Source organism: Paenibacillus sp. NPDC056933 (genome assembly GCF_042674385.1).
In the GTDB taxonomy this organism is placed as follows: Bacteria; Bacillota; Bacilli; order Paenibacillales; family Paenibacillaceae; genus Paenibacillus.
The window spans coordinates 92,814-117,711 of sequence record NZ_JBHUQN010000004.1 but is presented as its reverse complement, the minus strand read 5'-3'; the positions used below and the strand labels follow the sequence as shown (position 1 = coordinate 117,711).

The window sequence follows — 24,898 nt, the reverse complement described above, 5'->3', positions numbered from 1 at the left end:
AGGCTTTATATCAGGCTTTTTCCCGTTGACATCCAGTGCTTCTCCGTGCTAAAGTCAATCCAATTATTATATTCAGATAGGATTTGTCAGAATTATAACCCGATCTTCATTATTTTCCAACCCATTTTAAGGAGGCTATTCATTTGAAAAAGATCACCAAGATCACCCTGTCAGCACTACTAGCCGCTCCGGTTACGTTCAGCAGCTTTGGCTTGCCCGCTTCTGCTTCAGCAGCAAATGCCACGCCAGTAGGACAAGCTTCCTCTCATACTGCCCCCGGCCCGGCATCTCAGGCTCCATCGGTTTCTTATACCGAAAGCGCTGCCGATTACGCTCAATTTTTGCAGGCCAAGTATAATGTGCACTTGCCCCAGCAGTTGACCAAGGGCGCCTTTATACAGGCAATTGCTGCCCTTATACAAGCAGATCAAGCGGCTGATACAGATGAGACAACTAACGGTGAAACCAAGGTGCCGACCTTTACCGACCTGACCTCGGATGATTCCACTTATGATGCTGCCGTTTCCTTATATAACAACGGTATCCTATCAGGCACGGAAGTACGTGCCAACGACAAACTGAGCACTTATGCTGCTGTCTTCATCGCAGTCAAAGCAGCCGGATTCAAAGAGCTTGCCTATACATATCCTGAAGCCAAAACAGCGGAGGCACTTGCAAAACTCGGCATTAGCCCGAACCGTGTTCAGGGACAAGCTGCCCAGGAACTGGCCGCTGCCATTGATACCGGTCTGATCCCGGAAAGCCTGTACCCCGCTCTCCGCAAGGGCGGCGAAGCAAGTTCCGACTTTGCCAACATCTTGCTTGGACGAGTACTGACCAGTCAGGGTAAATATAAACATGAGATTGGACGCTCCGGTGATGCCGACATCTATTCCAAGCTATATGATGCATACCGTACAGCTGATCTTATTGAAGCTCCAGAATTGAAACAGATTGTGGATCAGGCTCTGCGAGACAATCTCGTCACAGGATATAACCTGAAGGATAACCGCTACAATTCCAACTTTATTGATGAACTGACACTGTCCTATGGACATGACGATATCAAACATGCGGTTCAACTGATTGGTTTGCTGCGCAGCGAGGGCATTGATGCGGACGTACAGTTCCAGCCGAAGACATCGGCCTTCATCTATTTGAAAGAATGGGGCGAGCCCAAGGAAACACCGGATTACAAGGTGACACAGATTGAGAACGGCAACTATATTGCCTACGCCAAGGAATATGATATTCAATTCGAGTTTAACAATGCAGCGGACAAAGCCCGTTTCAATGACATCATTTCGAAATATGCCAAAAAGAACAGTGATGACACATCTGCCCTGATCTACGCTTCCTGGTGGCAGCCGCTGTACTACTCGCCAACCGCAATTGCAGGTTACCCTGTGATCGCCAATACCAAAATTACGCTTGGCAACTATTATGCGCAATCCTTCTCCCTGAAAGAGAATGCCAAAGCCATTCAGGAGGGCTTCCGCAAGCTGGCTCCTGAAGCCAATATCTCCAGCTACACCTTCTGGGTGGATCAGCCATTTTTCAACTATCTGAATGGAGAATCCGAATAGATAACACGCAACACCTTGCAATAATCAACATTCTTTGACTCAATAAAAAGCCGTCTTTACTGAACTTTACAAGGGTTTCGACCCCTTGGTTCGTAAAAACGGTTTTTTATTTGTTTTTCCGCAAATTTCTTTTGCTGAAAAATGATTTCGTTGCAGGATTTACCAGTAAAAGGTCGAATAACATAGGTACATAAACACGCAATGACATTACACATATCCGCACGAACAGGAGTTACTGATGGTATACGATGGTATTCTGCTTGGTTTAATCGTTGGACTCTTCCGGGGAGGATTCCGGTATGGGCTCCACCAGTTCGCAGCACTCAAGCTGCGAGGCGGCTGGATTTTCCCGTTGTTGTTACTGGCCCAATTCGGCATCTTTTTCCTACAGGAGAAGTTGGCGTGGGTCGCATCCATTAACGGTTATCTGTTTGCCGCTGTGTATATCACCGGCCTCGCGTTTCTATGGTTGAACAGGCATTACCAGGGATTCATGCTGATTTGGATTGGGGTACTTCTCAATTTTATCGTCATGGCAGTGAATGGCGGACGCATGCCGGTTTCCATTGAAGCCTCGGCCGTGCTAGGCCCTTATTATGTAGATATGTTGCGGGAAGGTGGCGCAATCTCGAAGCATTTTATGATGGATGCCTCGACTCGTCTGTCCTTTCTTGGCGATATTATCCCGCTGTCCAACCCGTACCCGCGTACTCAGGTCATCAGCATTGGTGATGTTGTCATGAACGTTGGCATATTCCTGTTTATCCAGTACATGATGGTGAATCGAAGCAGCAAGGCTGTACAAGCCACTGAAACCCATCAGGCCTGAAGTGAGTAGGACAGACTCCAAGGAAGGGAGGTCTATTCCATGAAAAAATTCGAAGGCATTAAGTATTCTCGCATTGTCATCAACGCGATCATCGTAGCTTCTGTCGTTGTTGCATTGACTTCTGGTTACAAACTGGGAGGCTAGTACATAAACTCGCCATCCAAGACAAACAGGCTGCCAGCGGCCTGTTTTTTCTTTCTGGATTTTTGGGAGGTAACTTGTTATGGTATACATCAATATAGGACAAATCGATATATACACATCAAGAGCAGACTAAACCAAGCAGGAGAATTTTTATGAACTTTATTCGTAACCTGATCCATAAAGCAGATCGTAGCAGCATGTATGTTGTCTTGCTCAGCTGCGCAGGCATCGGAATTTTTTTGTATTTGAACAAGTGGTCTTATTTCCGCCTATCCACTGACGAATGGGTAATGGTCTACACGATGCTCGGGGCTGCGCTGATTTTGGATTATTTCACATTTCAGATTCCGCCCAAGGGAAATCAGCAATCCATGGACTCATCCGTATACCTCGCCTGTATCTTCATGTTCGGCGGTGCGTTCAGTCTGTCTGTTCTGCTGCCTGTTTCCCTCATTCTGTTAATCAAGGATCGCAAGCTGGCCTGGTGGAAACACATCGTCAACTTCAGCATTTACAGCCTCATGATTGCCGGAGCTGCTTCGGTGTTCACATGGACTGGCGGTATACCGGGAGCACTCGACGGATACAACCTGTTGCCTTATTTTGCTGCACTCGCCGCGTATTTCATTATTAATACGATTACCCTCGGTATGTTCTTTCACTTCTCAACGAAGGATGCATTACAGCAGATGAAGCGTGTGTTCGTCACCGAGTCGCTGCTTGTCTATTTATGTACACTGATTTTGGCGCTTGTTCTGACCATTCTTGTCGTGCATAATGGCGTGCTTGGCCTGCTCCTCTATTTGAGTCTCAGCATCCTGCTATCCCACGCGTTCAAACAGCTGTTCGTCATGTATCAGAGTATCGAGGAAAAGGCGAATACCGATCAACGCACAGGTCTGTTCAACCACAGTCATTTCGAAAACATGCTGGAGAGTGAGCTCGCTATCGCTCGTTCCCAGGGAACCCCGCTTTCACTGGGGCTCATCGATATTGATGATTTCAAAAAGTATAATGACCGCTTCGGTCACCTGCAGGGTGACAGTCTGCTCGCCCTTCTTGGGGATTTTCTCAATCGGAAAACCGATGGCTCGAACGTCACCGCTTTTCGTTATGGCGGAGAAGAATTTACCCTACTCATGCCGGGAATGGATCTGGACCAAGCCTATGCGTTCATGAACAAGCTGCGCAAGCAGCTGAACGATACACCTTTTGAAGGAGTTGAAGTCTTTCCGCACGGTTGTCTTTCGTTCTCCGCAGGTGTGGCGCGTTACGAGGTCGATATGTATAACAAGTCCCAACTCGTGGATCAGGCAGATAAGGCGCTGTATTATGCCAAGAAACAGGGGAAAAACAATGTTCATCGCCACGGCAGCAATGACGGTATGGAGCATGAGATCGATCTGGTTCAGGATGTACGGGATATCGAGCAGCAGCTCAACCTGTTTCGATATAAGGATATGGATACATTCAAGCATTCCAAACGTGTATATAAATATGCGCTTGATTTAAGTGAGTTGCTGGAGCTCGACAATGTGGAAAAGCGTAATTTCGTGCTGGGTGCTCTGATTCATGATATCGGAAAGCTCGAGATTCCGTGGTCCATCCTCAATAAGAAAGAGAAGCTTACTGCGGAAGAGTGGGAAACGATTAAGGGCCATGTCACTTGGGGCAAAAAAATGGCCATGACCAACGAACGCTTCGCCGATCTGATTCCCTATATTGAATTGCATCATGAACGTTATGACGGGGCTGGCTACCCTTATGGTCTAAAGGGCTGTGAGATTCCCCGATTGTGCCGTATGCTCACGGTAATTGACTCCTTTGACGCGATGACGACGGAGCGACCGTATCAGGAAACGAAAAATATGGGTGAAGCGATCAAGGAACTCCAGATGTGTTCCGGTTCACAGTTCGATCCCGAGCTTGCCGAGCTGTTCATCCGGTATATTCAGAAACGGACCGTACAGCAGCAAATGGTGTAGCCGTCATGCCCCCTGATAACACTTGGTAAAGCCAAAAGCGCTACCCCCGGTCTGATCGGGGATAGCGCCATTTTCATGTTCATCATGGAATGAATCGTACACCAGACTGTATCATTCTCGTGCAGATTCTACGTTATCGATTGGTATTCAGTTCATGTGAGGTCTGATGCAGCTCTTTGATCATCTGCTGCAAAAACATGTTGTCTTGGCGACTGATTCCGTGCTGATTGTCTTGAACAAGCATCTGATGAATGTTCTTTTTGAGCAATTCACTGCGGCGTTCCAATACTTCTTGACTCATGTTGTTGCGTCACTCCTTAACATGTTTTGTAATGAATTCACGTTCTTTATTAAGTATAGAGGACCTTCTCCATTAGGGAAAATGGATACAGCTTCGCTCATCTGTGCTCACCAAGCCTCATCCTGCGTGACATAATTTCACCCCCTGTTGTTCTTAGATATCCTTCTAAATACTCCCTTATCCACCTCAGGTTCCTCCGAGAAAGACAGACTAGGGCCTGGGGCAAGCATGCGTTATAATGGTGCCATCCCTTGAAACGGATACATAAAAGTGGATCTTATATCAAAGGAGTTCTGTATTCATGTCATACAAACAGATTAAATGGATGATTCTGCTAGTCCCCACATTCACGGTTGGTCTCTGGGAATACATCCGTCACCAATTCCTGATGCCCTACCTTTCCATGGATGTGGGAAACTGGCTTACTCCCATTATCCTTTATCTCATAAGCGTCACCTTGCTGAGCCGTCTATTCAATATGCTGGAAAGTGCCCGGGCTGCTCTGGAACAGGAGCGAGCATCCAAAGCGGCGCTCGAAGCGCGGGACCAACTGGCCCGTGAGCTTCACGACGGCATCTCCCAGTCTCTTTTTCTTCTGTCGGTAAAAACAGATAAGGCCGAGCGCAGTTTGGCCGGCAGCGGTCATGAGAATGATATCCATGAAATACGCAAAACCGTACATGAGGTTAACGCCTATGTACGGCAGGCCATCGCCCAACTCCGCTACGTCCCTGGACAAGCCGCAGTAACGGAAGAAGCATCCTTGCTGTCACAGGTGGAACTGCTTATAGAAGAGACGGTTCCTTCGGCGCGTCTGGAATGGAATCTGGACAGCACCTTCTTCTCAGCTAAGGAACAGGTGGAACTGCTCGCTTGTGTTCGGGAAGCACTGCTCAATGTGCGCAAACATGCCCGGGCTACAGATATTCAGGTGATTGCAGACGGTACTCCTTTTGCCTGGTCGGTACGAATCCGGGATAACGGTGTTGGTGTGAGTGGAGATCCACTTCACCTCAAGGATCGGTACGGCCTGCGAATAACAAAGGAGCGTGCTGTTCAGATGGGTTGGTCATTCGCCCTCGATTCAAGGCCTGGTTACACACAAATGACCATTGGAAAGGGGCTTGCTTAATATGAAACTTGTACGAGTATTGGTCGTCGACGATCACGCGCATGCGCGTGAAGCGATCTGCAGTATTTTATCCGAGGACAGCCTGTTTGAAGTCATTGGTACCGCTTCGAGTGGACTGGAGGCCTTGGAGCTTACCGGGCAATGGATGCCCGATCTTATTCTGATGGACGTGCAGATGCCGGATATGGATGGGCTGGAAGCCACCCGTCAGATCAAACTGCGCTTTCCGTATGTTATCATCGTTATGGTTACGGTATCGGATGATGTTACATACCTGTTCGAAGCACTAAAGCAAGGGGCTCAAGGATATCTGCTCAAAAACCTGGCTCCCTCCACCTGGCTTGAATACCTTCGCGCTATCGTCAGCGATGATGCACCCTTGAGCAAAGAACTCGCCTACCGTATTCTGCAGGAGTTTCCTGCGCCGCGCAGCGAAGATGTACCGGACAACCCTCTAACCGCGCGTGAACTGGAAATCCTGCAATGGGTTTCTGCCGGATACACAAATCGCGAGATTGCGGACCAGCTTGGCATTTCGGACCAAACCGTGAAGAATCACCTGAAAAATATTTTGCAGAAACTCCAGCTCGAAAATCGCGTGCAATTGACCCGCTATGCACTGGAAAGCGGACTGGCGGGTCGAAAGCTTCGTAAATAGGAGAGCATTCATGCTTTTGCCACAATTCTATGGATCATTTCGTTTTTTTATAGCCCAATGTAGTCATACGCCATGATTTTGGACAAAGTTATAATGGTATAGATTGTGCGTGATTAACAAAGAATGACTTACAATTCTAGACCTAAGGGTGATGATTTTTTTGATTTTGGGAAGGCTTACTGTCAAATTAGGCAAACGGCACTGGGCACTGATGGCTGCCCTGATGGTATTGTTTTGCCTTGTTATGCCGCAATGGGCATCTGCCCATGCTTATATCGTACAGGCTTCACCAGGTGAAGATGAACTGGTTGCGACTGCACCTGCACGCCTGACCCTGGAGTTCAACGAATCTTTGCAAACAGCCTTTTTTGATATAAAAATCACTGGACCGGACGGGACACAGGCCGATGACGGGAATGTGCATGTCGATGCAGATCGTCCTCATATTCTGGAGACCGGTCTTCGTACCGGACTTGGAAACGGAACCTACGCCGTGAATTGGAAGGCCGTATCCGCCGATGGTCACCCCATTCAAGGCGCTTATGTGTTTCATATTGGCGCACCTTCCGGCTCCCCTGCTGGTCTTGCGGATTTAACTTCAGGTTCAGGTCAGGTTGGCGGGCCGTTAAAATGGATTCTATCGCTGACAGATTGGATTCAGTATCTTGGATTGTCTGTGATTTTGGGCACACTTGCCTTTCTGCTGTTCCGGATTGCACCTGCGTCCATGGCGAGAGAACCTCTGGAGGTACCTAGAAGCTACAGGTTGTTATGGATCAGTTATGGCGCCACTTCAGTTGCCGCTCTGATCAGCCTGCCTCTGAACACGTTATATGAATCAGGTGTATCCATCGGGGAATTCAGCTGGGCACTGATGGGCAGCGCACTCAAACTGACGTCATTTGGCCAGATCTGGATGGTGCAGATGCTCGTCGTCATGCTGCTGGCGGTTACCATTCTCTCGGGATACGACCGTGACCGCTCGCTGCGTATCCGTATCTGGTCGTCATACGGTTCACTGGTACTCGTTCTCGGGTGGTTATTCACCCATGCCATGACAGGACATCCGGCTGCGGCAGAACACCGCGCGCTCGCGATCGCAATGGACTTTGTGCATCTGATCGGAGCAGCATTCTGGATTGGAGCACTTACTGCCATGGCCGTGTGTCTGCCTCCGCTTGCGGATAAACTGCCCTCTACTGTGCGAGGAGAAGTCTATTGGACGGCCATACGGCGCTTTACAGCCTGGGGCATTGGTGCTGTTGCTGCTCTCGTCGCTACGGGGATATACAGCAGCTTGATCATTTTGCCAGCCCCTGTACTTACGTCACTGTTCACAACGGCATATGGTCTCGTGCTTATTGCCAAAGTTATCTTGCTTGTTGTCATGCTTGTACTGGCCTCGCGCCATGCCAGAATTGCACGGGCAGGCAGTAGCAACCGACTCGCAGGCAGTCTCAAGACTGAACTGATTGCGGGTGCTGTTGTTCTTGCGCTGGCTGCTGTGCTGACACACCTGTCTCCCGGACAACCGGCAGTTGCAGGACCTTATAACGAAACGCAGACCACGGATGATGGCACGACCATTACACTCCAGGTAAGTCCAAACGTTACCGGAGAGAACCAGTTCAAGGTTGACGTGAAGAAAACTGATGGCAGTACAGTTAACGACCTGGAACAGATCACACTGTCACTGACTCATCTGGATATGGATATGGGCATTTACGAGATCACGATTCCGAAAAATGATACTGGCGTATACGAGGCAAAAGAATACATCTCCATGCCAGGACGCTGGAACATCAAGGTGCATCTGCTAACCCGATCCCTGGATTCGCTGGATACCGAATTTGAGATCGACACCGCTAATCCGTAGTTATAACCGATTCAGATTTGAAACGCGACTCGATCTAAAATCAGTGTCTCCACAAGCTGCAATTGTAGTGAAGGGAACGAAATCGATTCTGGAAAAGCAAAGCGTTCGCCTTTATTCCCGGATTTTCACTTATAAAGTGAATCAAAAAAATCTGGGAATAACAGCGATTGAAAGAACGATTCGTAACCGGAACGGTGACTTTGCAGAACAATAGGCACTTATTTTAGAAAATGGGCCGAAACATAAATGATAAGAATTGAGAGGGGTACATTATTTTGAAGAAAACATCATGGACTTCCAAACTGACATCAAGCCTCACTGCAGGCGCTGCTGCACTAATGCTGTTCGCCGGATTCGCCAGTGCGCACGTCACCGTCAACCCAACTGTGGCACAAACGGGAGCATGGCAGACGTATAGCATCAAAATTCCATCCGAAAAAGAGCTGCCTACCACCAAAGTTACACTGAAAGTACCAAAAGGCGTTGCATTCAAGCAATACCAACCGCTGGCTGGCTGGAAAATCTCTACGGAGAAAAATGATTCCAATGAAGTAACATCCATTACATGGGAAGTGGACGGGGATAACGAAGGGATTTTGGCTGGTCAATTCCAGCAGTTCAACTTCGTGGCACAGAATCCGGATGCCGAAACGGAAGTAGCCTGGGATGCGTTCCAGTATTATAGCGATGGCAGTATCGTGGAATGGACAGGCGGACCAAGCGACAGCAACCCGCACAGTATTACGGCAATTAGCCAAGATCCTGCGGCTACAGGTAATGCCACGGCAGGCGGAGGCCACGATAGTGCTGGCACAGCTGGCAATGCGGGTCATGATGATAAAACAGCAGCAGGTAACGACACAAAGACAAACGACGATACCACTCTGGGAGACGCCTTGAACGACACGGCTACGGGTGAGCCAAACAATACGAATTCCGACCCAGGCACATTGAAGCTGCAACAGGCAACACTGATCGTGTCCATTCTGGCATTGATCATGTCCTTCCTGGGGATTGCTCTGGCAACACGCCGCAAAAGACGTTAAGAGATACCCTGTAGTTTAATATGTAGATAGATAAAGAAAGGAGCCTTTGGCAAACGGGGTCTATCCCGATGTGCCGTGGCTCCTTTTTGTTATCTATATGCATACGCTAACCTTGATTTCAAACTCATGCTTACGCTCACTGGTTAAGAGCAGCGTCCTTTACGGCTCTTTCCTTATCGTCCCTCATCCGTCTGGATCATTACTTCAATATATTGCAGTAAACTCTTCTTCTGCTGTTCAATCGACTGAATCCTTCCCGAAAGACCCGCGAAGAACGATTCGATCTGCTCTCTTGTATAGTCAGCGGATTGTCCTTTCCAATCATTAAGCCGGCCATATAACGCCCGGGCTTCCTGCTCATCGGCTTGCAGACGGGCAAGCAACTGTGTCAGTTCTTTTTCCGCAATCCGGAGATCGTTTAATTCCACCAGCAATTGTCCGCTCACTCGTGTTCCCTCCTTATGTACGTGTGATGTGGCAATCTGCCACCACACCTGAGTCTTAATTAAAATGGACCGGACTCTCATCTGCCTGTCTAAAGGCATCCGCTTTCGCATCGATGAAGTCCAGGAACTGGCTGGTGTGTTTCAAGTGCCATGTGCTTAATTCGTTAATAGATGCATCCAAGTGAGTGACGATAGGCTCAAGTCTGCGACTACGGCTGGAATGCAGGTATTGGGCCATCCGACTCCTTACCGTATTCAACTCTGCATTGCACTGTTGTGCATTTTGCTTCCACCGGGCAGCGACACTTTTCAGTTCTTCCGGCGTTACCTGAATAAGTCCAGACGCTCCTGCTGCGGCGGCCATGCTTCTTGCAAGGCTGCCCGCTTGCCCACCCAGGTTCCGCATAAATGATGCGAGATCAGACAAGACATTCGATGGCTGACGTGGTGAATAACTGATTTTCTCGCCTGTAACCGGATCGTATAGATCGTTGGAAACATAGCCGTTCTCGAACTTGTACTGTTTCAGACTGTGGTACTCTTCACCACCAAAGGTGTTACTGATTTTATCCCACATGCTCATGTCGTCATTCATATCCTTGTAGTTGGAATTGATATAATACATGGAACCGACGTGACGATCATATCCACCAAAAAACCCGCTGGTTACAAAATCTCCGGGATGTCCGTAGTTGATGATTTGGCTATCAAACCCACCCTCTTCAGCCTTTCGTTTCGCCTCTGGCGTGAGACTGGAAATCACAGATGGCGCACTGAACGTCACCGCGGTAAGTCCCGTGTATGCGGCTGCATATTGGGCATTCCCCCCTCCAAGCGAATGTCCTGTCAGCGAGAAATCCAAATCCTTGTATTTTTTCTGCATGTCTTTGGCATAGTCTTCCGCTTCATACATTTGGTTGGGGCCCAGTCCAAATGTCTTATCCAGCTTTTTATCCAGATCTCCTACAACATTCTCGACTTTAGTAATCCCGGTCACATCTCTTACCTTCTGAATTCCATTAGCTAACCAATCTGGCGTAAGGTCAGTACTTTGTTCGATCTTTCTGCCAAGCTCAGGCAAGCCGATTTGAGCGTCCGCATAATAGTCAGGGGCGCTGCGATCCAACGATGCACTTCCCTCCGTGCCCCGATAAGCGATAACCGCCTGTTTGGTCTCAGGATTATAGAAGGTCACTGCATCAAAACCGGATTTTTTGTTTCCATGAGTATCCTCAAGAACCTGCCATCCGGGAAGGTCCTCAAACTCAACACCTGATTTCAGGTTCTCATAAGCTAATTCTGACATCTTGTTGTATGTTTCATCATCAATTTTTGGTGATTCGCTCACAACCGCTGCACCTCCAAGAAAATCAATCCTGAATTATGATTTATTTGTTAAACGGATCATATCCCTTAGCTATAATAGCTTCCTTTATTGCTGGACTCATGCCAAAGTTTTTGACTTTTTTATCCTCATAATCGTACGAAATCGTAAATTCCTGCTCTTCATGATCTACCACATGTCCTTCCATGGCAATAGAGTCAAGCGCCATCTCAGGTAACAACTCTTTATTCGTGATGACTACATCCAATTCATATTTATTCTTCAGATATTTTACAGCCTCCGCTTCCGCTTCTTTAAAATAGGCCTGTTTTTCACTTTCCTTCATGTTCTGACACCCTCCCAAAATGAAAGTGGATAGTATGGTCAAAAAAAGTATATATGCGAATTGTCGCTTCAACCTCATATCAATCACCTTTTCTTTTTCGATTCATTAGTAACCCTAATCGAACTTCTCGTCCCACTTCCCCCAAACGCCCAACGCTCCCACTGATGTCATCATGATCTAGCTTATGCGACCTGGCTTCCTCAGTTGTCCACTTTTTCTTCTGTTATCTGCATCATAGTATAAAACTACCATGAACACATCAGCTGTTGGCATCGTTTTTATGTAACTTTGTTCCTAAATGATTCCATTAGTCCATTCCGGTGTACATTACCCACTTTCCTGAATTTTGCATCACTTTAACTTCTCAATTTTTCCACATATAACAAAAAGCTTTCTCTTCGACACGTCATGTGCAGAAAAGAAAGCCGATATTATTCCGTTAACAGGGTTATTTCAAACTCTATCCATATTGTCTGGCCCCGGTTTCAGCCAACTGTTCACATACAAGACTATTGTACCGTTCACACCGTTCAATCAATACATCATGTGTTCCAGCATCAACGAGTTCGCCCTGATCAAGTACATATATGGTGTCCGCGCTTCGGATGGTACTCAGCCTGTGGGCAATGATAATCTGGGTACATTTCAACATATTCAGATTATAAGCAATGGTCGCTTCTGTAACGGTATCCAGCGCACTGGTTGCCTCATCCAACAGAAGAATTTTAGGTCTGCTCACCAATGCTCGCGCGAGAGCTACCCGCTGCTTCTGCCCTCCGGACAGATTCGAACCTGCCTCAGAGATCAGCGTGTTGTACTTCATCGGCATCTTCTCAATATCGGCGTGAATATCCGCCAGCTTCGCTGCGATCATTACATCCTCCGTCGTCGACTCCTCTGCATGCAGCCTGATGTTGTCATACACCGTGTTGTTAAAGACAAAGTTATCCTGAAGCACAATACTGATCTGACTGCGAATATCCCGCTGCTCAAGTTCTTCTATATTTAACCCATCGAAATAGATATTTCCCTGTGTGGGAGTATACAGCCCTACCAGCAATTTCGCCAAGGTACTCTTTCCTGAACCAGATTTACCAACCAGTGCAACCCTTTGACCTGCTTTAATCGTAATATTGATGTTTTTCAGCACATCTTCACCGTAGTCTGTATACCTGAAGCTGACCTGATCGATCGTAATATCCCCATTCAGCTTCACATCTTGAAGGGGTGTCGTTGATTTCTTCTTGAATTTATTACTCTCTTCGGCTTGAATGACATCATAGATTCGATCCAACAGTGCATCTGCCATCACGAACTCGTTCAGCATCAAGGCAAGCGAGTTCAGCGGCCCCAGAAAAAGCGCAGCCAGGGACTGGAATGATACGAGCATGCCAAGGGTCATATTTCCCTGCATAATCTGGTATAGTCCTACAAGCAAAATAAGCATCGGTGTCATAAAATTCATCGTGTTAGTCACGGTATTCACTCTTGTCTGAAAAACCGCCTTCTCCTTGACCGTTGCGAGTTGATGCTTGAACAGCGCTCTCCATTTCTCCCAGGTACGCTCTTCAATTCCGAGTGATTTGATGGTTGAGATGCCTTCCAACACCTCCGTCATGAACGATCCAGCCAGACTCTGGGCGACAATCTGGGTTTGGGTAAGCTTCTTGAATCTGCTCCGAGTGTATACAAAAATAAGAATTTGCATTAATCCTACACCAAGCAGTGTGAACGCGATCAGACGTGATTGGATCACAATATACGTGAATGTAACAACAATCAAAAATAGATTGATCAGCGTAGAAATCATCTTCTGAGACAAAATTTCCCGGATGGTCGTGTTGCTATTAATCCGCAGCATCAGATCTCCACGGGATCGAATCTCAAAATATTGATAAGGCAGTCTGAGCATATGGGAGACAAAACTTGTCGTTAGCTGAGAATCCAGTACTTCCTGAAGCCTTACGATACACATATCCTTCGTATAACTGAAGCCGATCTGGAACAGGGTTAACAGCACAATGCTGGTGATCAGGACAGGAAATAACGAGTATCCTTCACCGCTTGTAGCTGCATCGATTGAAACTTGCATCAGGAACGGAAAGGCCACCGAAACCAGTTGCAGTCCCAGAGCGAGCAGAACAGTCCACACAAAATACTTTTTATTACTGCGAATCAAATCCTTGAAGTACGCCACTTTGCTAATCTTCTTCTCGGACAAGGGCACAAAATCCTCATCCGGATATACGAGCAAGAAAACACCTGAATATTTCTCAGCAAATTCCTGCCTACTGATTACCAGCCTTCCCAAAGCCGGATCAACAATGATGAAGTGCCCACCCGCCTTAACCCGCTCAACCACAACAAAATGTCTGTCCTCCCAGAAACAAATGACCGGCAGGAAATCATTGTTAAGCGATTCTACAGGAGCTTTTTTGGCTATCCCTTTCAAATGATAAGTCTGGGCAACTTCTTTCATTTTGAGCATGGAACTGCCATCCCGACCGTTCCCCAGCATCGCAAAACGTTCCTTCAAATCGGTGAAATCCGCTTCATAGCCATGATACGCAAGTAACATATGCAGGCAGCTGGGACCACAATCATATTGATTCATTTGTAGTTTGACAGGGACTTTGCGTTGTCTCTTCCCGCGACGGAATACAGGCCGTTCAGGCATAGTTACGCCCCAAATGAGATGGCTGTCCGGCAGTGTTCATCTGCTGCTGGGCGGATGCCGTTTCCATAACGTATGTCTGTGCTATATCCCTCATTTCCTTGCGTTCCGGCCCCTCCATCATCAGTACTGAAGGCAGTTTACGGTTATACAGTCGCAGCAATTGATACCCAATGCCGGCAAGTCCGAGCATCAGTCCTGGAATTTGCTGACGACCAGGAATCCCGCATCTCCAATGACCGTTATCACTTCTCACCTGTGCCATAATATAGTTTGCCATCTGAACCGAATACTCCTCCAATGCTTCATCCTGCAAATAATCGGCTGCAAGCAGCATCAGCTCCAAATTGCCCATATCCCCATGGCAGAGCGAATAGCTAACTTCTGTAAAACCGTCTTCCATCGTTTTAGCTATCGCTCTGCGGATGTCTGTTTCTAACATATCGATAGCTCCCAAGGAGTTCAATTGCTGCGCTATCCCTATGCGGGCGATTCCCAGACCGGGTGCACCGTTACACCAGTACATGACATAATGTTCTTCCGGCATGTTGCCATCGGTGAATCGCAGATCTTTCCAATTGTTTACTTCCGGGCTGTAGAGGGATTCCTCATACTTCAGTCCTTCCATACAGGTTTCAAGATAGGCTTTGTTGCCTGTAGCACTGTACAGTCGAGCCAGACTTAGACAGATGCCTGCGTTCCCATGCGCAATGCCGCTAAGTGGTGTTTTATTGATCGCTGATGTCACCCAAGCTATGCCATGATCCATCGGTTGTGCAAGATTCAGTAAGCGGTCTCCGCATCGTACAGCCACGTCCAGCGCTTGTTGCGACTGAAAACTTGTATACATGTCCACACATGCCATCAATGTGCCCGCGCAACCTGAGATCACATCCAGTTGCTGATCATTATCGATCATCTCGTCCAGTATATCGAGCAACTCCAGCATAGCAGGATGGATACCCTGTTCCGAACACACTTTGGCTTTATGCACCAGCAGATAGAGGAGTGATCCGTAGCCAGTGAACAATGAGATGTTCCTGTCTATTTTTTTGCGAATCATTTCCCAGGCTGTCTGGATACACAGATCAACCATCTGTACATATTTAGGGTCACCCGTCTCCTGACTCAGATAAAGGTAGAAATAGGCAATGCCTGTTACCCCGTTATATAATCCCAACTCGGAAGATTTATAGATTAACTTCTCATCTGCATCCATACCCATACTGATCCATGACACCGAGCGGCCGTCATCTCCCATAATAGCAATATCTTTTATGTACTCCCCGATCCTTACGGCTTCATGCAGATATTCTTCTTTAGTCATGGGTATTCGATGTTCATTCAATTTTTCCGGCCGAACGCTTGCTGTACTCTTCTCCATGGCGAATGAGCGTTCCAGCACATACTTGGTCTGGAGTGTCCGCTCAGTAAATTCCCACTGCATCTCCATGTCTTCCTGATTCATTGCCCGCACTTTATCCGCGGTCTGCGTTAAAATATCAGAGGAGAATACGCCGTCAATCACTTTGTTGTCGTGGTGGTGAAACAGCATTTCCTCACCGATGAAGGTCTGGAACATAGGCACATCTCCGCGCAACAGATCATGGCATTCATATTTCACCAGTTTTTCACGATTACGATCCTGCCGCACAATGATCCACATCATGTCGAACAACAGACTTTTATCCAGTCCGTTTCTGAGATATTTCGGATGGGAGCTGGCTTCGATCAGCGTAAAATACGTAATGGTCGGGCGAGCAATAGTCCGCACAGCGCAACCATGGAAATAATTGAAAACTATTGAGATGAATAACTCTTTTTGCTCCATGATGGCACTGTATATACGATAGAAACCCTTTTTTAAACTTTGGATATATCGTTCAGGTTTAATTGGTGTATGCTCATATGAAGGCAGGTGGCTGAATCGGCTTACACTTACCTTGCTTCTTTTTATTCTCATGGTATCTGTGTTTTTATCGTAAATCTCATACGTATTGAGTATCTGATCCACATCTCCTGCGAGTCCGCTCAGATCACTGTGATACAAAGCGTTGGAGTCCAACGTGGGCAGCATGCTTGTTTTTAACACGGAGTCATTCAATATGGAAAGGGTCTTCTCCAGGGCTGTATACTGATCCTTCTCTTCCGTGTACTTGAAGGGTTGATTGTGCAACAGCGATTCCAGATCAACGAAGAATGGATGCTCACCCTGGGCAACGATGTTCTCCATGTGCATGTCTGTTGCGTTAACGGCGTACAGAATAGCCAGGTACTGCCCCTGCCGCTCAAAAAAACGTTCGACTCCCTCCAGACTTGAGACTTCCTCATACGGAATGAACTGCTGCCAGCCATATTCGGAACGATCCAGCGATTTGGCAATGCGGAAAGGCAATCCGATCTTCTGATCGTTAAACCATTGCAGCAGTCCTGCAAAAGCGGTATCAATGGCCATGTCCCTTGGCTTGTACATGACATTGACCCCTTCCGAAAACCTCAGCCGCAATACGCTGGCTCCCCCATTATGGGAATCCCCGAGAAATACGATATCCTCCAGCTTATCCAGCTTGAATTCGAAAAAGGTTTCCAGTTCATACCGATCTCTCGTTAAGCGCTCCAGAACACGCATCATATTCAGGCTGATACGCAGAGTGTGCTCAACAATACCCCGGGCAAGAACAGGATACTCCAACAAAAAGGCCAGAATCTGTTCTCTGGACTTTATTCTCTGACTCACAAAGTGCTGATATCGTTGCCGGGAATCCTCACCTCTCAATTCCTCTTGCAATCTCGCTTTATTTAATTCATAGATTAGTGTTTTGGCAGACATGTGGAATACTTTATCCGAAACCGTCTTCAGAACCAGCCCGGTAACACGCCGTTTGTCCAACCAGTCATATCCATCCGTCAAACCTTCAGTCATGATCTGAATCGATCGTTGCAGAAAGGGTCTGGAAAACTCAAAAAACGGAATTTCTTCCGTATCACCCTCAATAAAATGTTCAATTTCCAAATGGTCATTCTCAAGGAATGTTTTCCGAAGTTCCTGATGCCAAGGCGTCTCTGCAAATTCATACAAGAAGCCCATATCATTAAACAAATCCTGCACCGTATCAACATTCATCGATTCTGCTCTGAAGCGATCCGACAAATGCTCCTGATCCTGAAAAAACTTGTCGAGCCACTGCTGCATCCTTCCAGAATCAGAATTTTGCGCTACAGGCATGTCCACACTCTGATTGTTAGTGATTATATTTTCTTCATTTATTTCAGCAACAGCATCCCCGCTAGACAAGACATCGTCGGGAACTGGGACAGCATATCGCTGCACAAACTGCTTATATTTCTCCGTTAGGTAGAGTGCATCACTCCAGCGGGAGTTATTTAACTGCTCTTGTATGCTCATCGTTTTATCTCCCCTTCTAATTGATGTTTGGTGCTCAAAACCCTCATAAAAAATTCAAGCACATAACTGAAATCAGCTATGTGCTTGAAGATGAGAGTAAAATTTAACAACAAGTCAGCCAGGAAGAAGGTGAAACCGAATTATAATGGCATTCATGACTTACCGTACAGAATACACCACCGCTAGCTTGGGCATCAATTACCGATACCGCCCCTGTAATGACCATAAGTTCGTCATCACTGATGTCCTCGATTGCTCCCAGTGCTTCGAGATTGAATTGTTTCATTGAAAAAACCTCCATTCAATTTTTTTATATGTATAGCTTAAAAAAAGCTAAACACCAAAGTTGAATTTCATACATATAATTTCATACATATAATTACATAAATTTAAAATTATGTAATTATTCCTTGTCCTTACTCTATCATGATTTGCTATTTTTTGTAAATCTCTTTTTTTGTTTTTTCCATCATTTTGACAAAAAAAATGAATTTTACTGCCATCACGACAAGATTGTGTTATTGCGTTGTTAAATGCATAAAATTTTAAATACCTGTCCCAAGACAGGTACTTTCTACGTTGCTGGTAATTTCAATACTGCTCTGAGCCCTTCTCCGCTTCCACTCTCCAGAACAAGCCTGCCCCGGTGGGCCTGCGCAATCCTTGCTACCATGGGAAGTCCCAAACCATGTCCCTGGCGGGAAGGCCGTATACGCCCTGCGGTATAGGGGAGAACCACCACATCGTCCAAGTACTCTTTGGGAATCCCTTCTCCATCATCAGACACCACAAATTCACAAAATAAATCCTCCGCTAAACGCATCGTTTCCAGCTCAATTGCACATCCATCCGGGTTATGCCTAATACTGTTTTGTACCAGATTCGTTACTGCACGATACAATAAGCGCTCATCTCCCATCACATGCAGACTCTCGTCCTGGACATGTAGCGAGATCGGATATCGTTCATCCAGGCCATTGTTCAAAAAATCCGAAACCACTTGCCTTGCCAGAACGGAAAGTCGAATCGACTTCAACTGTAAGGGCTGCATCTCATACTCCAGCATGGATACCAGATTCAGATCACTGACCAGTGATCGCAGACGTTCACCCTGACGACGAATAATGGCTGCCTGCTGTTTCTGCTCGGCTGTCAAATCCGATTGTTCCTCCAATTCACTCGCGTATCCCAAAATCATTGACAATGGTGTCCGTATATCATGAGAAATGCCTGCAATCCAATTGGATCGCGCTTCATCCCTTGCTTTAAGATCGTCATTCTTGTCCTGAAGCATGCGGGATGTTGAATTGATGCTTTGAGACAGATCATTAAATATACCCTTGGTCTCGACATGAACAGGTTCTTCCTTTGCCAGTGCATGAATGCCATGGATCAACGGTCGAATACTACGGATCACCCGCGTTCCAATTAATATGGATACCAGAAGAGCAAGAGCCACATTACACACCAATAATAATATAATCCGAACAGGCAATGACTTGAGCCACTCTGCCAGAAAGTCGAACTGGTATTTTCCGTACGTATTCTTGGGGTAGCCAACTACCAAAAGTCCGTCTTCACGTTCCCACACATATACCGGGTATTCCATAAGATAATATCGAGAGAATTTAGCAACATCCGTCACATTATAGGAGCGTGGTATTTCAGCCGGAAGCCGCTCGCTCCACTGTACCTTGCCCTGAGGATCAAGCAGCATCGCCCAAGCCTGATATGTATCCAGCAGTTGCATTCCATCACTGTCTAGTGCATAGTCCCCCTGTTCTTCTCCCTTGCTCAGGCCACTGGCCATCTGCTTCACAACCGCACCAGGGGAAGGACCCTCATGAATTTCCTTGAAGATCAGCGAACCTAGCAGAATTAGATTGAATAGTAACAGCACCACAGATACCAGAATGGTTGATCCGACGAACCTTCTTAGAATTCGAACAACACCATCCATTACCTGGACTCCTGAGCCATCAGTTTATAACCAAGTCCCCGAACCGTTAGCAGAAATACCGGTTTGGATGGGTCTTCCTCAATCTTCTCCCGAATTCGCCGAACATGCACCATAAGTGTATTTTCATAACCATAACTCTCGTCTCCCCATACGGCTTGACACAAAGCATCACTGGTTACAATCCGGCCCTGATTCTCATACAACTTGATCAGTATGGCGTGCTCCTTGGCTGTCAGTGGAAGCTCCCTATCTCTCCCCTGTACAACAGCGCTTTCCAAATCAATGGTTTGTCCACCCAACCTGAATACAGGCAACCTCTCCACCGTATTAGAGGCATATACCCGTTTCAGAATGGCCATCAGCCGAAGGATTAACTCTCTCGGAAGAAAGGGTTTAACCATGTAATCATCTGCTCCCAGGCCCAGACCAAGCAGTCGATCCTCATCTTCACCACGCGCAGACAGGAACAGAACGGGCATATCCGAGAATGACCGGATCGAAGAGAGCAGAGAGAAGCCATCCCCATCTGGAAGCATCACGTCCAGGATAGCTGCATCCGGCTTTTCAAGCCTGCATACTGCCAAGGCATTCACGAAGTTATCGGCCGTGTATACCCGAAAAAAACCCTCTTTACGTAAAAAACGCTCAATCATTTCCCGGATTTCGGGCTCATCATCAACGATCAATATTTTCTTATTCTTCATTAAGTCCATTCATATCACCCTTTTTATTATACATGATAAAGGTATTCACCCGATATTTTCCATTTTCATTTAAGGTAAATGTAAGGTTATCTTCAGCCACGAGCAAGAAGCCTGATCTATATTTAGAGCAACGGAGACACTAAGTGAAATGGAGTTGAGATCAATAATGAACACTTCCCCCATCGTGGAAACTCATAACCTGTCCAAATCTTATGGCGGTACTAACCGCGTACACCAGGTTAATCTGGCTGTTGAAACGGGGCAGATTTTTGGGTTTCTGGGCCCTAACGGAGCTGGCAAAACAACCACGTTAAAAATGCTGTTGGGTCTGATCAAACCCACCGAAGGCACTGTAAAGGTGTTCGGCAAAGATCTGAATAAACATCGTCCGTCCATTCTGAACCAGACTGGGTCATTGATTGAATCCCCATCCTATTACGGTCACTTGACTGGACTCGAGAATATGAAAGTCATGCAGCGACTGCGGAATGTACCAACTAAAAATATTGACGAAGCCCTCAAAATCGTAAGGCTCGAAAATCAAAAACACAAGCAAGCCGATCAGTATTCTCTGGGCATGAAGCAGCGGCTCGGTATTGCCATGGCCCTGCTCGCCTTCCCCAGCTTGCTGATCCTAGATGAGCCTACAAATGGACTTGATCCGGCTGGTATCGGTGAGATCCGGGAATTGATCAAGTCCCTTCCAGGTCAATATGGCATAACAGTTCTGCTCTCCAGCCATCTGTTGTCAGAGATTGAACAGATTGCTACTTCAGTGGGTATTATCAGCGATGGTAAGTTGCTGTTCCAGGGAACCATGCAGAGCCTTCAGGCCAACAACAAGGCTACCATTCGTTTTCAGACCACAGACCCGGCAAGGGCAGAGAAAATCCTTTTGACTCAAGGCTACATGCCCAAGATACAGGGGAAGCAGCTTGTGTTCGACTATCTTCGTGACGAGGATGTATCACGGATGAACAAAGTGCTGGTGGAACACGATATTCCCGTTATCCGTATTGAAGAACACAAAAAAAGTCTGGAGGATATTTTCCTCGATCTGACCGGAAAGGAGCGGAGTCTGTAATGAAAGCTCTATCCCTGGAGTATTTCAAAATTCGTCGCAAAAAGATCTGGGTCATGCTAACTCTGTTTCTTGCTGCAGAGATGATCTGGGCCTCCATGTCCATGAGCATCTCCATCTCACGGAGTGAGGCCAATGCGAGCTGGGAAGCATTGATCTTCAGCATTGCTTCCATGAACGGTCTGTTTCTGCCGATTATATCGGCTATCGTTGTATCCCGAATCTGTGACATGGAGCATAAGGGGAACACCTGGAAGATGCTAATGACGACCAACACCGGACGCAATCACGTCTACACAGCCAAATACATCTGTGCAAACAGCCTGATCCTGTACGGTATCATTGCTCAGGCTGTCTTCATTGTAGGTTTTGGTCTATCCAAAAATATTCCCGGACCGCTGCCATTCTCCCTGCTTGTGCAATTCGCTGTAGGGACACTGTTAACTACGCTTGCAATAACGGCACTCCAACAATGGTTGTCTCTTACGGTCCGCAATCAGGCCTTTGCATTATGCCTGGGCATGTTGGGCGGATTTATCGGAACAACTTCAGGGTTGTTCCCTGCAGGTATTCGTCACCTCTTCATTTGGTCCTACTACATGGATCTGAATCCGGTCACTTACATTTACAGTGCATCTTCAGGCACCTATGTATCGGGTATGCTGCCCTTCGGTCTGTTCATAGCCGCCTTGTTGATGGCTGCCATCTTCTATTTTGCAGGGAATATTCATGCTTCAAGACAAGAGATTTGAGGAGGGAACCACATGCTGAGGAGTATTTCCGCCGAATGGCTTAAACTTCGGCATTCCCGGATCAGCCTGGTACTGGCCATTCTGCCTATTATCAGCCTGCTCATCGGATGCTTTAACTTTTATTTCAATCAAGCGGCCTTGCAAAACGGGTGGTACAGCTTGTGGACACAGGTCAGTTTATTCTATGGAGAATTCTTCCTTCCCATCCTGATCGCCATCTGTTGTGCCTTTGTATGCCGCCTGGAACACTGCAATCGCAACTGGAACATGATTCTGGCTTCTCCGTTGTCGGTCACCAGTCTGTTTGTCGCCAAGTTGGTCATTGTCGGCATATTGATCTTCTCGGCCCAAGCCTTCTTCATGCTCATGTACTGGGCAGCAGGCCAACTGTTCACCATTCCGGGTCCATTCCCGATGGAAACCGTAGTGTGGAGCCTGCGAGGATGGTTCGCCGCTATATCCATTGCCGCGCTGCAACTGGGATTATCGATACGGATACGAAGCTTCGCGACGCCAATTGGCATCAGCCTTTGTGCGGTCTTTCTCGGACTGGGCATGTATGTGCTGAAAATCGGCATGTTATTCCCTTACTCCCTGTTAACCATAGGCATGGGCGTACTGAGCCAGAAGGGACTGACTTCCACAGAGAATATCGTCTTTCTGTTTATGAACAGTCTCTTTATTCTTCTGTTTGCTATCTGGTCCATCCGCCGCCTGAAATACAAAGACATCGCATCATCCTAAATTCACACAGATCAAAGGAGTACAAAATATGAAAAAAGCACTCACCATTCTCGCTTTGGTACTCGTTATTTTAACTTGCCTGTGGCTCTTCTTCATGGACCCGGCCAAGCTGACTCCCGATAACCCTGCCGGCAAAACAACCTACTATACCATTGTGAATCAGTCTACGGTCAACAAAGATGATAACGGCAGATATGCCTATGAACTGGTCGGATATACGGACGAGGGAAAATCGAAAACACTGAGCTTCTCTACCAGCAAGCTGCTTAAAACTGGCGCTTACTTGAAACTATATGTATCCACGCTGCGTGGTGTAACACACTGGGAAGAGGTTACGGCAGACGATTTGCCCGGGCATGCAAAACAGTTGACCTCCAAATAGAAAGAATATGGGGGACTACAGTCCTCTAACCATCGATAATTGGCATAACAAAAAGAGCCTACCCCATTTTCCACTTCAAGGGTGGCTCTTTGCATGTTATTCCAATACCATCCGCAGCGCGGTCAGTACAATTCCGATTATAAACCCGGTGACGGCTCCGTTAATCCGAATCCACTGCAGATCCTGCCCTACTTTGTCCTCGATCAGCGAGACCAGGGAGGCATTGTCCATTTTGCCCACATTTTCGCGCACGAGGTTACCGATTTTGGAATGGTTCTTCTCCAGTAGCGTTGTTACACCTTCCACAATCTTGGCATTCAATCCTGCTAACAACGCTTCATCGGAACGCAAATCAGACAAAACACGCTCAATGGCAGGTAGCGCATATGTATCCACATACTGTCCATCTTCCATCGCAGCCAGTGCCTTCTCCCTCAGCTCGACCAGTTTGTTCAGCACGGTTTCCTCTGCGTTCCATCCATCCAGCATGCTGTTCTTCCAGCCGTTGACTCCATCCTGCACACTCTCACTCATCGCCAGTCGGATAGCCTGGGTTCGCAACAGATCGAGCACTTTGTAACGGAGAGCACTGCCTTCCCGCTTCATGTCCTCTACCCGGTCAAACAGATATCCTTGCAAAATGCCACCCATACGCTCCTCGTTCAGATAGCCCATGAACGCATTCATCGCAAATTGCATCAATCCGTTCATTTGGATTCCGCTGATCGCCTTCAGACCGCTTTCGCCCAAAAACATAATGGTCTCCGGCTTCACCAGCCACTCCTCTGCCTGCTTCAAAGCGTAGTCCAGCGCTTTGGCATCATATCCACGCTCACTCATCTGGATCGAAGCCCGTTCCAGAATCGGACCCAGATCAAAGGTTCCTGCCTGTGATTTGATCTCACCCGCCACCAGTGGGGCAATCTGCTCCAACGGAAGACCGGCAAGGATACGTTTGCAGAGCGTATCAATCATGGTTTTGATTCCATCGCTATGGAGTTCACGTGTTAACGTATCCAGTACCGTCTCCGCCGCTTTAAATCCTGCGATTTTCTCGGTGATGCTATCCTTGTTCAGCAAGTTATTTTCCACCGCAGAGACCAGACCTTCGGTCATCTTATCCCGATTCTTCGGCAACAGTGCCGTATGTGGAATCGGAATACCCAGCGGATGACGGAACAACGCTGTTACAGCGAACCAGTCCGCAAGTCCGCCTACCAACCCCGCCTCAAATGAGCCTACCAGCATTTTTCCTACAATACCGCCCTGAAACGGCAATGAGGCGGCAAATCCGGCTCCCATAACAACGAGAGACCACGCTGCTGCTTTTTTGGTTTGTTTCGGTTTAGCCATTATATTCTTACTCCTTTATCGTTAATCACACGGGTTGAGTGTTACCCGACTTCCCCGTGCTCATCTGTTCATCTGTGAACCCATCAATAAGGTAAGCCTCTGTTTCCATATTTCGTATACTTCATCTTATCACCCGCACGAGTCAAAACCAAACCTCTGCCTGGCGAAA

General features: G+C 47.1%; 21 protein-coding genes. 11 read left to right on the top strand and 10 right to left on the bottom strand.

All coding sequences use genetic code 11. The annotated features are described in order from the left end of the window. Positions 1 to 143: 143 nt before the first annotated feature. The 3 genes from ACFTRD_RS24635 (at position 144) to ACFTRD_RS24625 (ending at position 4,544) form a co-directional block, all read left to right on the top strand. On the top strand, positions 144 to 1,586 hold the full coding sequence (locus ACFTRD_RS24635; protein ID WP_379384639.1) for a hypothetical protein: 1,443 nt from the start codon (positions 144 to 146) through the stop codon (positions 1,584 to 1,586). Between the two features lie 238 nt (positions 1,587 to 1,824). Beyond that, positions 1,825 to 2,415, top strand: a complete 591-nt coding sequence (locus ACFTRD_RS24630) for a DUF5317 domain-containing protein (protein WP_062322478.1) — start codon at positions 1,825 to 1,827, stop codon at positions 2,413 to 2,415. Positions 2,416 to 2,711: 296 nt separating this feature from the next. Further along, complete coding sequence (locus ACFTRD_RS24625) at positions 2,712 to 4,544, top strand: bifunctional diguanylate cyclase/phosphohydrolase (protein WP_192262624.1); 1,833 nt, start codon at positions 2,712 to 2,714, stop codon at positions 4,542 to 4,544. Positions 4,545 to 4,677: 133 nt separating this feature from the next. On the opposite strand, the gene ACFTRD_RS24620 is transcribed toward ACFTRD_RS24625, so the two are convergent. Beyond that, positions 4,678 to 4,845 carry a hypothetical protein gene (locus ACFTRD_RS24620; RefSeq protein ID WP_192262622.1) on the bottom strand — a complete coding sequence of 56 codons (168 nt, stop codon included), beginning with the start codon at positions 4,843 to 4,845 and terminating at the stop codon, positions 4,678 to 4,680. Between the two features lie 301 nt (positions 4,846 to 5,146). On the opposite strand from ACFTRD_RS24620, the gene ACFTRD_RS24615 reads away from it, so the two are divergent. From ACFTRD_RS24615 to ACFTRD_RS24600, 4 genes are all read left to right on the top strand, one after another. After that, the gene (locus tag ACFTRD_RS24615) at positions 5,147 to 5,977 is read left to right on the top strand and encodes a sensor histidine kinase (RefSeq protein ID WP_379384635.1); all 831 of its coding nucleotides are present in this window, start codon (positions 5,147 to 5,149) and stop codon (positions 5,975 to 5,977) included. A 1-nt stretch (position 5,978) separates the two neighbouring features. Further along, entirely contained in the window at positions 5,979 to 6,635 is a 657-nt protein-coding gene (locus tag ACFTRD_RS24610; protein WP_379384633.1) for a response regulator, read from the top strand. 160 nt (positions 6,636 to 6,795) lie between these two features. Next, entirely contained in the window at positions 6,796 to 8,511 is a 1,716-nt protein-coding gene (locus tag ACFTRD_RS24605; protein ID WP_379384631.1) for a copper resistance CopC/CopD family protein, read from the top strand. A gap of 275 nt (positions 8,512 to 8,786) precedes the next feature. Continuing rightward, positions 8,787 to 9,557 (top strand): YcnI family copper-binding membrane protein, encoded by a 771-nt coding sequence (locus ACFTRD_RS24600; RefSeq protein WP_379384629.1) that lies wholly within the window; start codon positions 8,787 to 8,789, stop codon positions 9,555 to 9,557. A gap of 173 nt (positions 9,558 to 9,730) precedes the next feature. Here ACFTRD_RS24600 and ACFTRD_RS24595 read toward each other — a convergent pair whose 3' ends face one another. The 8 genes from ACFTRD_RS24595 to ACFTRD_RS24560 all read right to left on the bottom strand — a co-directional run bounded on the left by ACFTRD_RS24595 (position 9,731) and on the right by ACFTRD_RS24560 (position 20,426). Continuing rightward, positions 9,731 to 10,003, bottom strand: a complete 273-nt coding sequence (locus tag ACFTRD_RS24595) for a hypothetical protein (RefSeq protein WP_379384627.1) — start codon at positions 10,001 to 10,003, stop codon at positions 9,731 to 9,733. A 55-nt stretch (positions 10,004 to 10,058) separates the two neighbouring features. Next, on the bottom strand, positions 10,059 to 11,309 hold the full coding sequence (locus ACFTRD_RS24590) for a Tle-like phospholipase domain-containing protein (RefSeq protein ID WP_379385234.1): 1,251 nt from the start codon (positions 11,307 to 11,309) through the stop codon (positions 10,059 to 10,061). 82 nt (positions 11,310 to 11,391) lie between these two features. After that, entirely contained in the window at positions 11,392 to 11,673 is a 282-nt protein-coding gene (locus tag ACFTRD_RS24585) for a hypothetical protein (RefSeq protein WP_379384625.1), read from the bottom strand. A 460-nt stretch (positions 11,674 to 12,133) separates the two neighbouring features. Beyond that, complete coding sequence (locus tag ACFTRD_RS24580; RefSeq protein ID WP_379384623.1) at positions 12,134 to 14,350, bottom strand: peptidase domain-containing ABC transporter; 2,217 nt, start codon at positions 14,348 to 14,350, stop codon at positions 12,134 to 12,136. Beyond that, positions 14,343 to 17,753, bottom strand: coding sequence for a type 2 lanthipeptide synthetase LanM family protein (locus ACFTRD_RS24575; RefSeq protein ID WP_379384621.1), 3,411 nt, complete (start codon positions 17,751 to 17,753; stop codon positions 14,343 to 14,345). Before ACFTRD_RS24575 ends, ACFTRD_RS24580 begins: the two co-directional genes overlap by 8 nt. A gap of 103 nt (positions 17,754 to 17,856) precedes the next feature. Beyond that, the gene (locus ACFTRD_RS24570; protein ID WP_192262605.1) at positions 17,857 to 18,039 is read right to left on the bottom strand and encodes a type A2 lanthipeptide; all 183 of its coding nucleotides are present in this window, start codon (positions 18,037 to 18,039) and stop codon (positions 17,857 to 17,859) included. A gap of 288 nt (positions 18,040 to 18,327) precedes the next feature. Then, positions 18,328 to 19,713 carry a sensor histidine kinase gene (locus ACFTRD_RS24565; RefSeq protein WP_379384618.1) on the bottom strand — a complete coding sequence of 462 codons (1,386 nt, stop codon included), beginning with the start codon at positions 19,711 to 19,713 and terminating at the stop codon, positions 18,328 to 18,330. Next, positions 19,713 to 20,426 (bottom strand): response regulator transcription factor, encoded by a 714-nt coding sequence (locus ACFTRD_RS24560; protein ID WP_192262601.1) that lies wholly within the window; start codon positions 20,424 to 20,426, stop codon positions 19,713 to 19,715. Before ACFTRD_RS24560 ends, ACFTRD_RS24565 begins: the two co-directional genes overlap by 1 nt. 157 nt (positions 20,427 to 20,583) lie before the next feature. Here ACFTRD_RS24560 and ACFTRD_RS24555 point away from each other — a divergent pair, with 157 nt between their 5' ends. The 4 genes from ACFTRD_RS24555 to ACFTRD_RS24540 are packed head-to-tail and all read left to right on the top strand — an operon-like array spanning position 20,584 to position 23,376. Beyond that, positions 20,584 to 21,501: an ABC transporter ATP-binding protein gene (locus ACFTRD_RS24555; RefSeq protein WP_379384616.1), complete on the top strand. Its 918-nt coding sequence runs from the start codon at positions 20,584 to 20,586 to the stop codon at positions 21,499 to 21,501. Beyond that, positions 21,501 to 22,250: an ABC transporter permease gene (locus ACFTRD_RS24550; RefSeq protein WP_379384614.1), complete on the top strand. Its 750-nt coding sequence runs from the start codon at positions 21,501 to 21,503 to the stop codon at positions 22,248 to 22,250. The genes ACFTRD_RS24555 and ACFTRD_RS24550 overlap by 1 nt, the downstream gene beginning before the upstream one ends. A gap of 12 nt (positions 22,251 to 22,262) precedes the next feature. Further along, complete coding sequence (locus ACFTRD_RS24545) at positions 22,263 to 22,994, top strand: ABC transporter permease (RefSeq protein ID WP_379384612.1); 732 nt, start codon at positions 22,263 to 22,265, stop codon at positions 22,992 to 22,994. A 28-nt stretch (positions 22,995 to 23,022) separates the two neighbouring features. Further along, positions 23,023 to 23,376 (top strand): YxeA family protein, encoded by a 354-nt coding sequence (locus ACFTRD_RS24540; RefSeq protein WP_192262593.1) that lies wholly within the window; start codon positions 23,023 to 23,025, stop codon positions 23,374 to 23,376. Positions 23,377 to 23,472: 96 nt separating this feature from the next. On the opposite strand, the gene ACFTRD_RS24535 is transcribed toward ACFTRD_RS24540, so the two are convergent. After that, the gene (locus ACFTRD_RS24535; RefSeq protein WP_379384610.1) at positions 23,473 to 24,729 is read right to left on the bottom strand and encodes a DUF445 domain-containing protein; all 1,257 of its coding nucleotides are present in this window, start codon (positions 24,727 to 24,729) and stop codon (positions 23,473 to 23,475) included. Positions 24,730 to 24,898 lie beyond the last annotated feature (169 nt).

Bases quoted from the DNA above. Each gene is read 5' to 3' on its own strand.
- ACFTRD_RS24630 (WP_062322478.1), top strand. From the start codon at position 1,825: ATGGTATACGATGGTATTCTGCTTGGTTTAATCGTTGGACTCTTCCGG.
- ACFTRD_RS24625 (WP_192262624.1), top strand. From the start codon at position 2,712: ATGAACTTTATTCGTAACCTGATCCATAAAGCAGATCGTAGCAGCATG.
- ACFTRD_RS24620 (WP_192262622.1), bottom strand. From the start codon at position 4,845: ATGAGTCAAGAAGTATTGGAACGCCGCAGTGAATTGCTCAAAAAGAAC.
- ACFTRD_RS24615 (WP_379384635.1), top strand. From the start codon at position 5,147: ATGTCATACAAACAGATTAAATGGATGATTCTGCTAGTCCCCACATTC.
- ACFTRD_RS24610 (WP_379384633.1), top strand. From the start codon at position 5,979: ATGAAACTTGTACGAGTATTGGTCGTCGACGATCACGCGCATGCGCGT.
- ACFTRD_RS24590 (WP_379385234.1), bottom strand. From the start codon at position 11,309: ATGTCAGAATTAGCTTATGAGAACCTGAAATCAGGTGTTGAGTTTGAG.
- ACFTRD_RS24585 (WP_379384625.1), bottom strand. From the start codon at position 11,673: ATGAAGGAAAGTGAAAAACAGGCCTATTTTAAAGAAGCGGAAGCGGAG.
- ACFTRD_RS24580 (WP_379384623.1), bottom strand. From the start codon at position 14,350: ATGCCTGAACGGCCTGTATTCCGTCGCGGGAAGAGACAACGCAAAGTC.
- ACFTRD_RS24575 (WP_379384621.1), bottom strand. From the start codon at position 17,753: ATGAGCATACAAGAGCAGTTAAATAACTCCCGCTGGAGTGATGCACTC.
- ACFTRD_RS24570 (WP_192262605.1), bottom strand. From the start codon at position 18,039: ATGAAACAATTCAATCTCGAAGCACTGGGAGCAATCGAGGACATCAGT.
- ACFTRD_RS24565 (WP_379384618.1), bottom strand. From the start codon at position 19,713: ATGGATGGTGTTGTTCGAATTCTAAGAAGGTTCGTCGGATCAACCATT.
- ACFTRD_RS24560 (WP_192262601.1), bottom strand. From the start codon at position 20,426: ATGGACTTAATGAAGAATAAGAAAATATTGATCGTTGATGATGAGCCC.
- ACFTRD_RS24555 (WP_379384616.1), top strand. From the start codon at position 20,584: ATGAACACTTCCCCCATCGTGGAAACTCATAACCTGTCCAAATCTTAT.
- ACFTRD_RS24550 (WP_379384614.1), top strand. From the start codon at position 21,501: ATGAAAGCTCTATCCCTGGAGTATTTCAAAATTCGTCGCAAAAAGATC.
- ACFTRD_RS24545 (WP_379384612.1), top strand. From the start codon at position 22,263: ATGCTGAGGAGTATTTCCGCCGAATGGCTTAAACTTCGGCATTCCCGG.
- ACFTRD_RS24540 (WP_192262593.1), top strand. From the start codon at position 23,023: ATGAAAAAAGCACTCACCATTCTCGCTTTGGTACTCGTTATTTTAACT.
- ACFTRD_RS24535 (WP_379384610.1), bottom strand. From the start codon at position 24,729: ATGGCTAAACCGAAACAAACCAAAAAAGCAGCAGCGTGGTCTCTCGTT.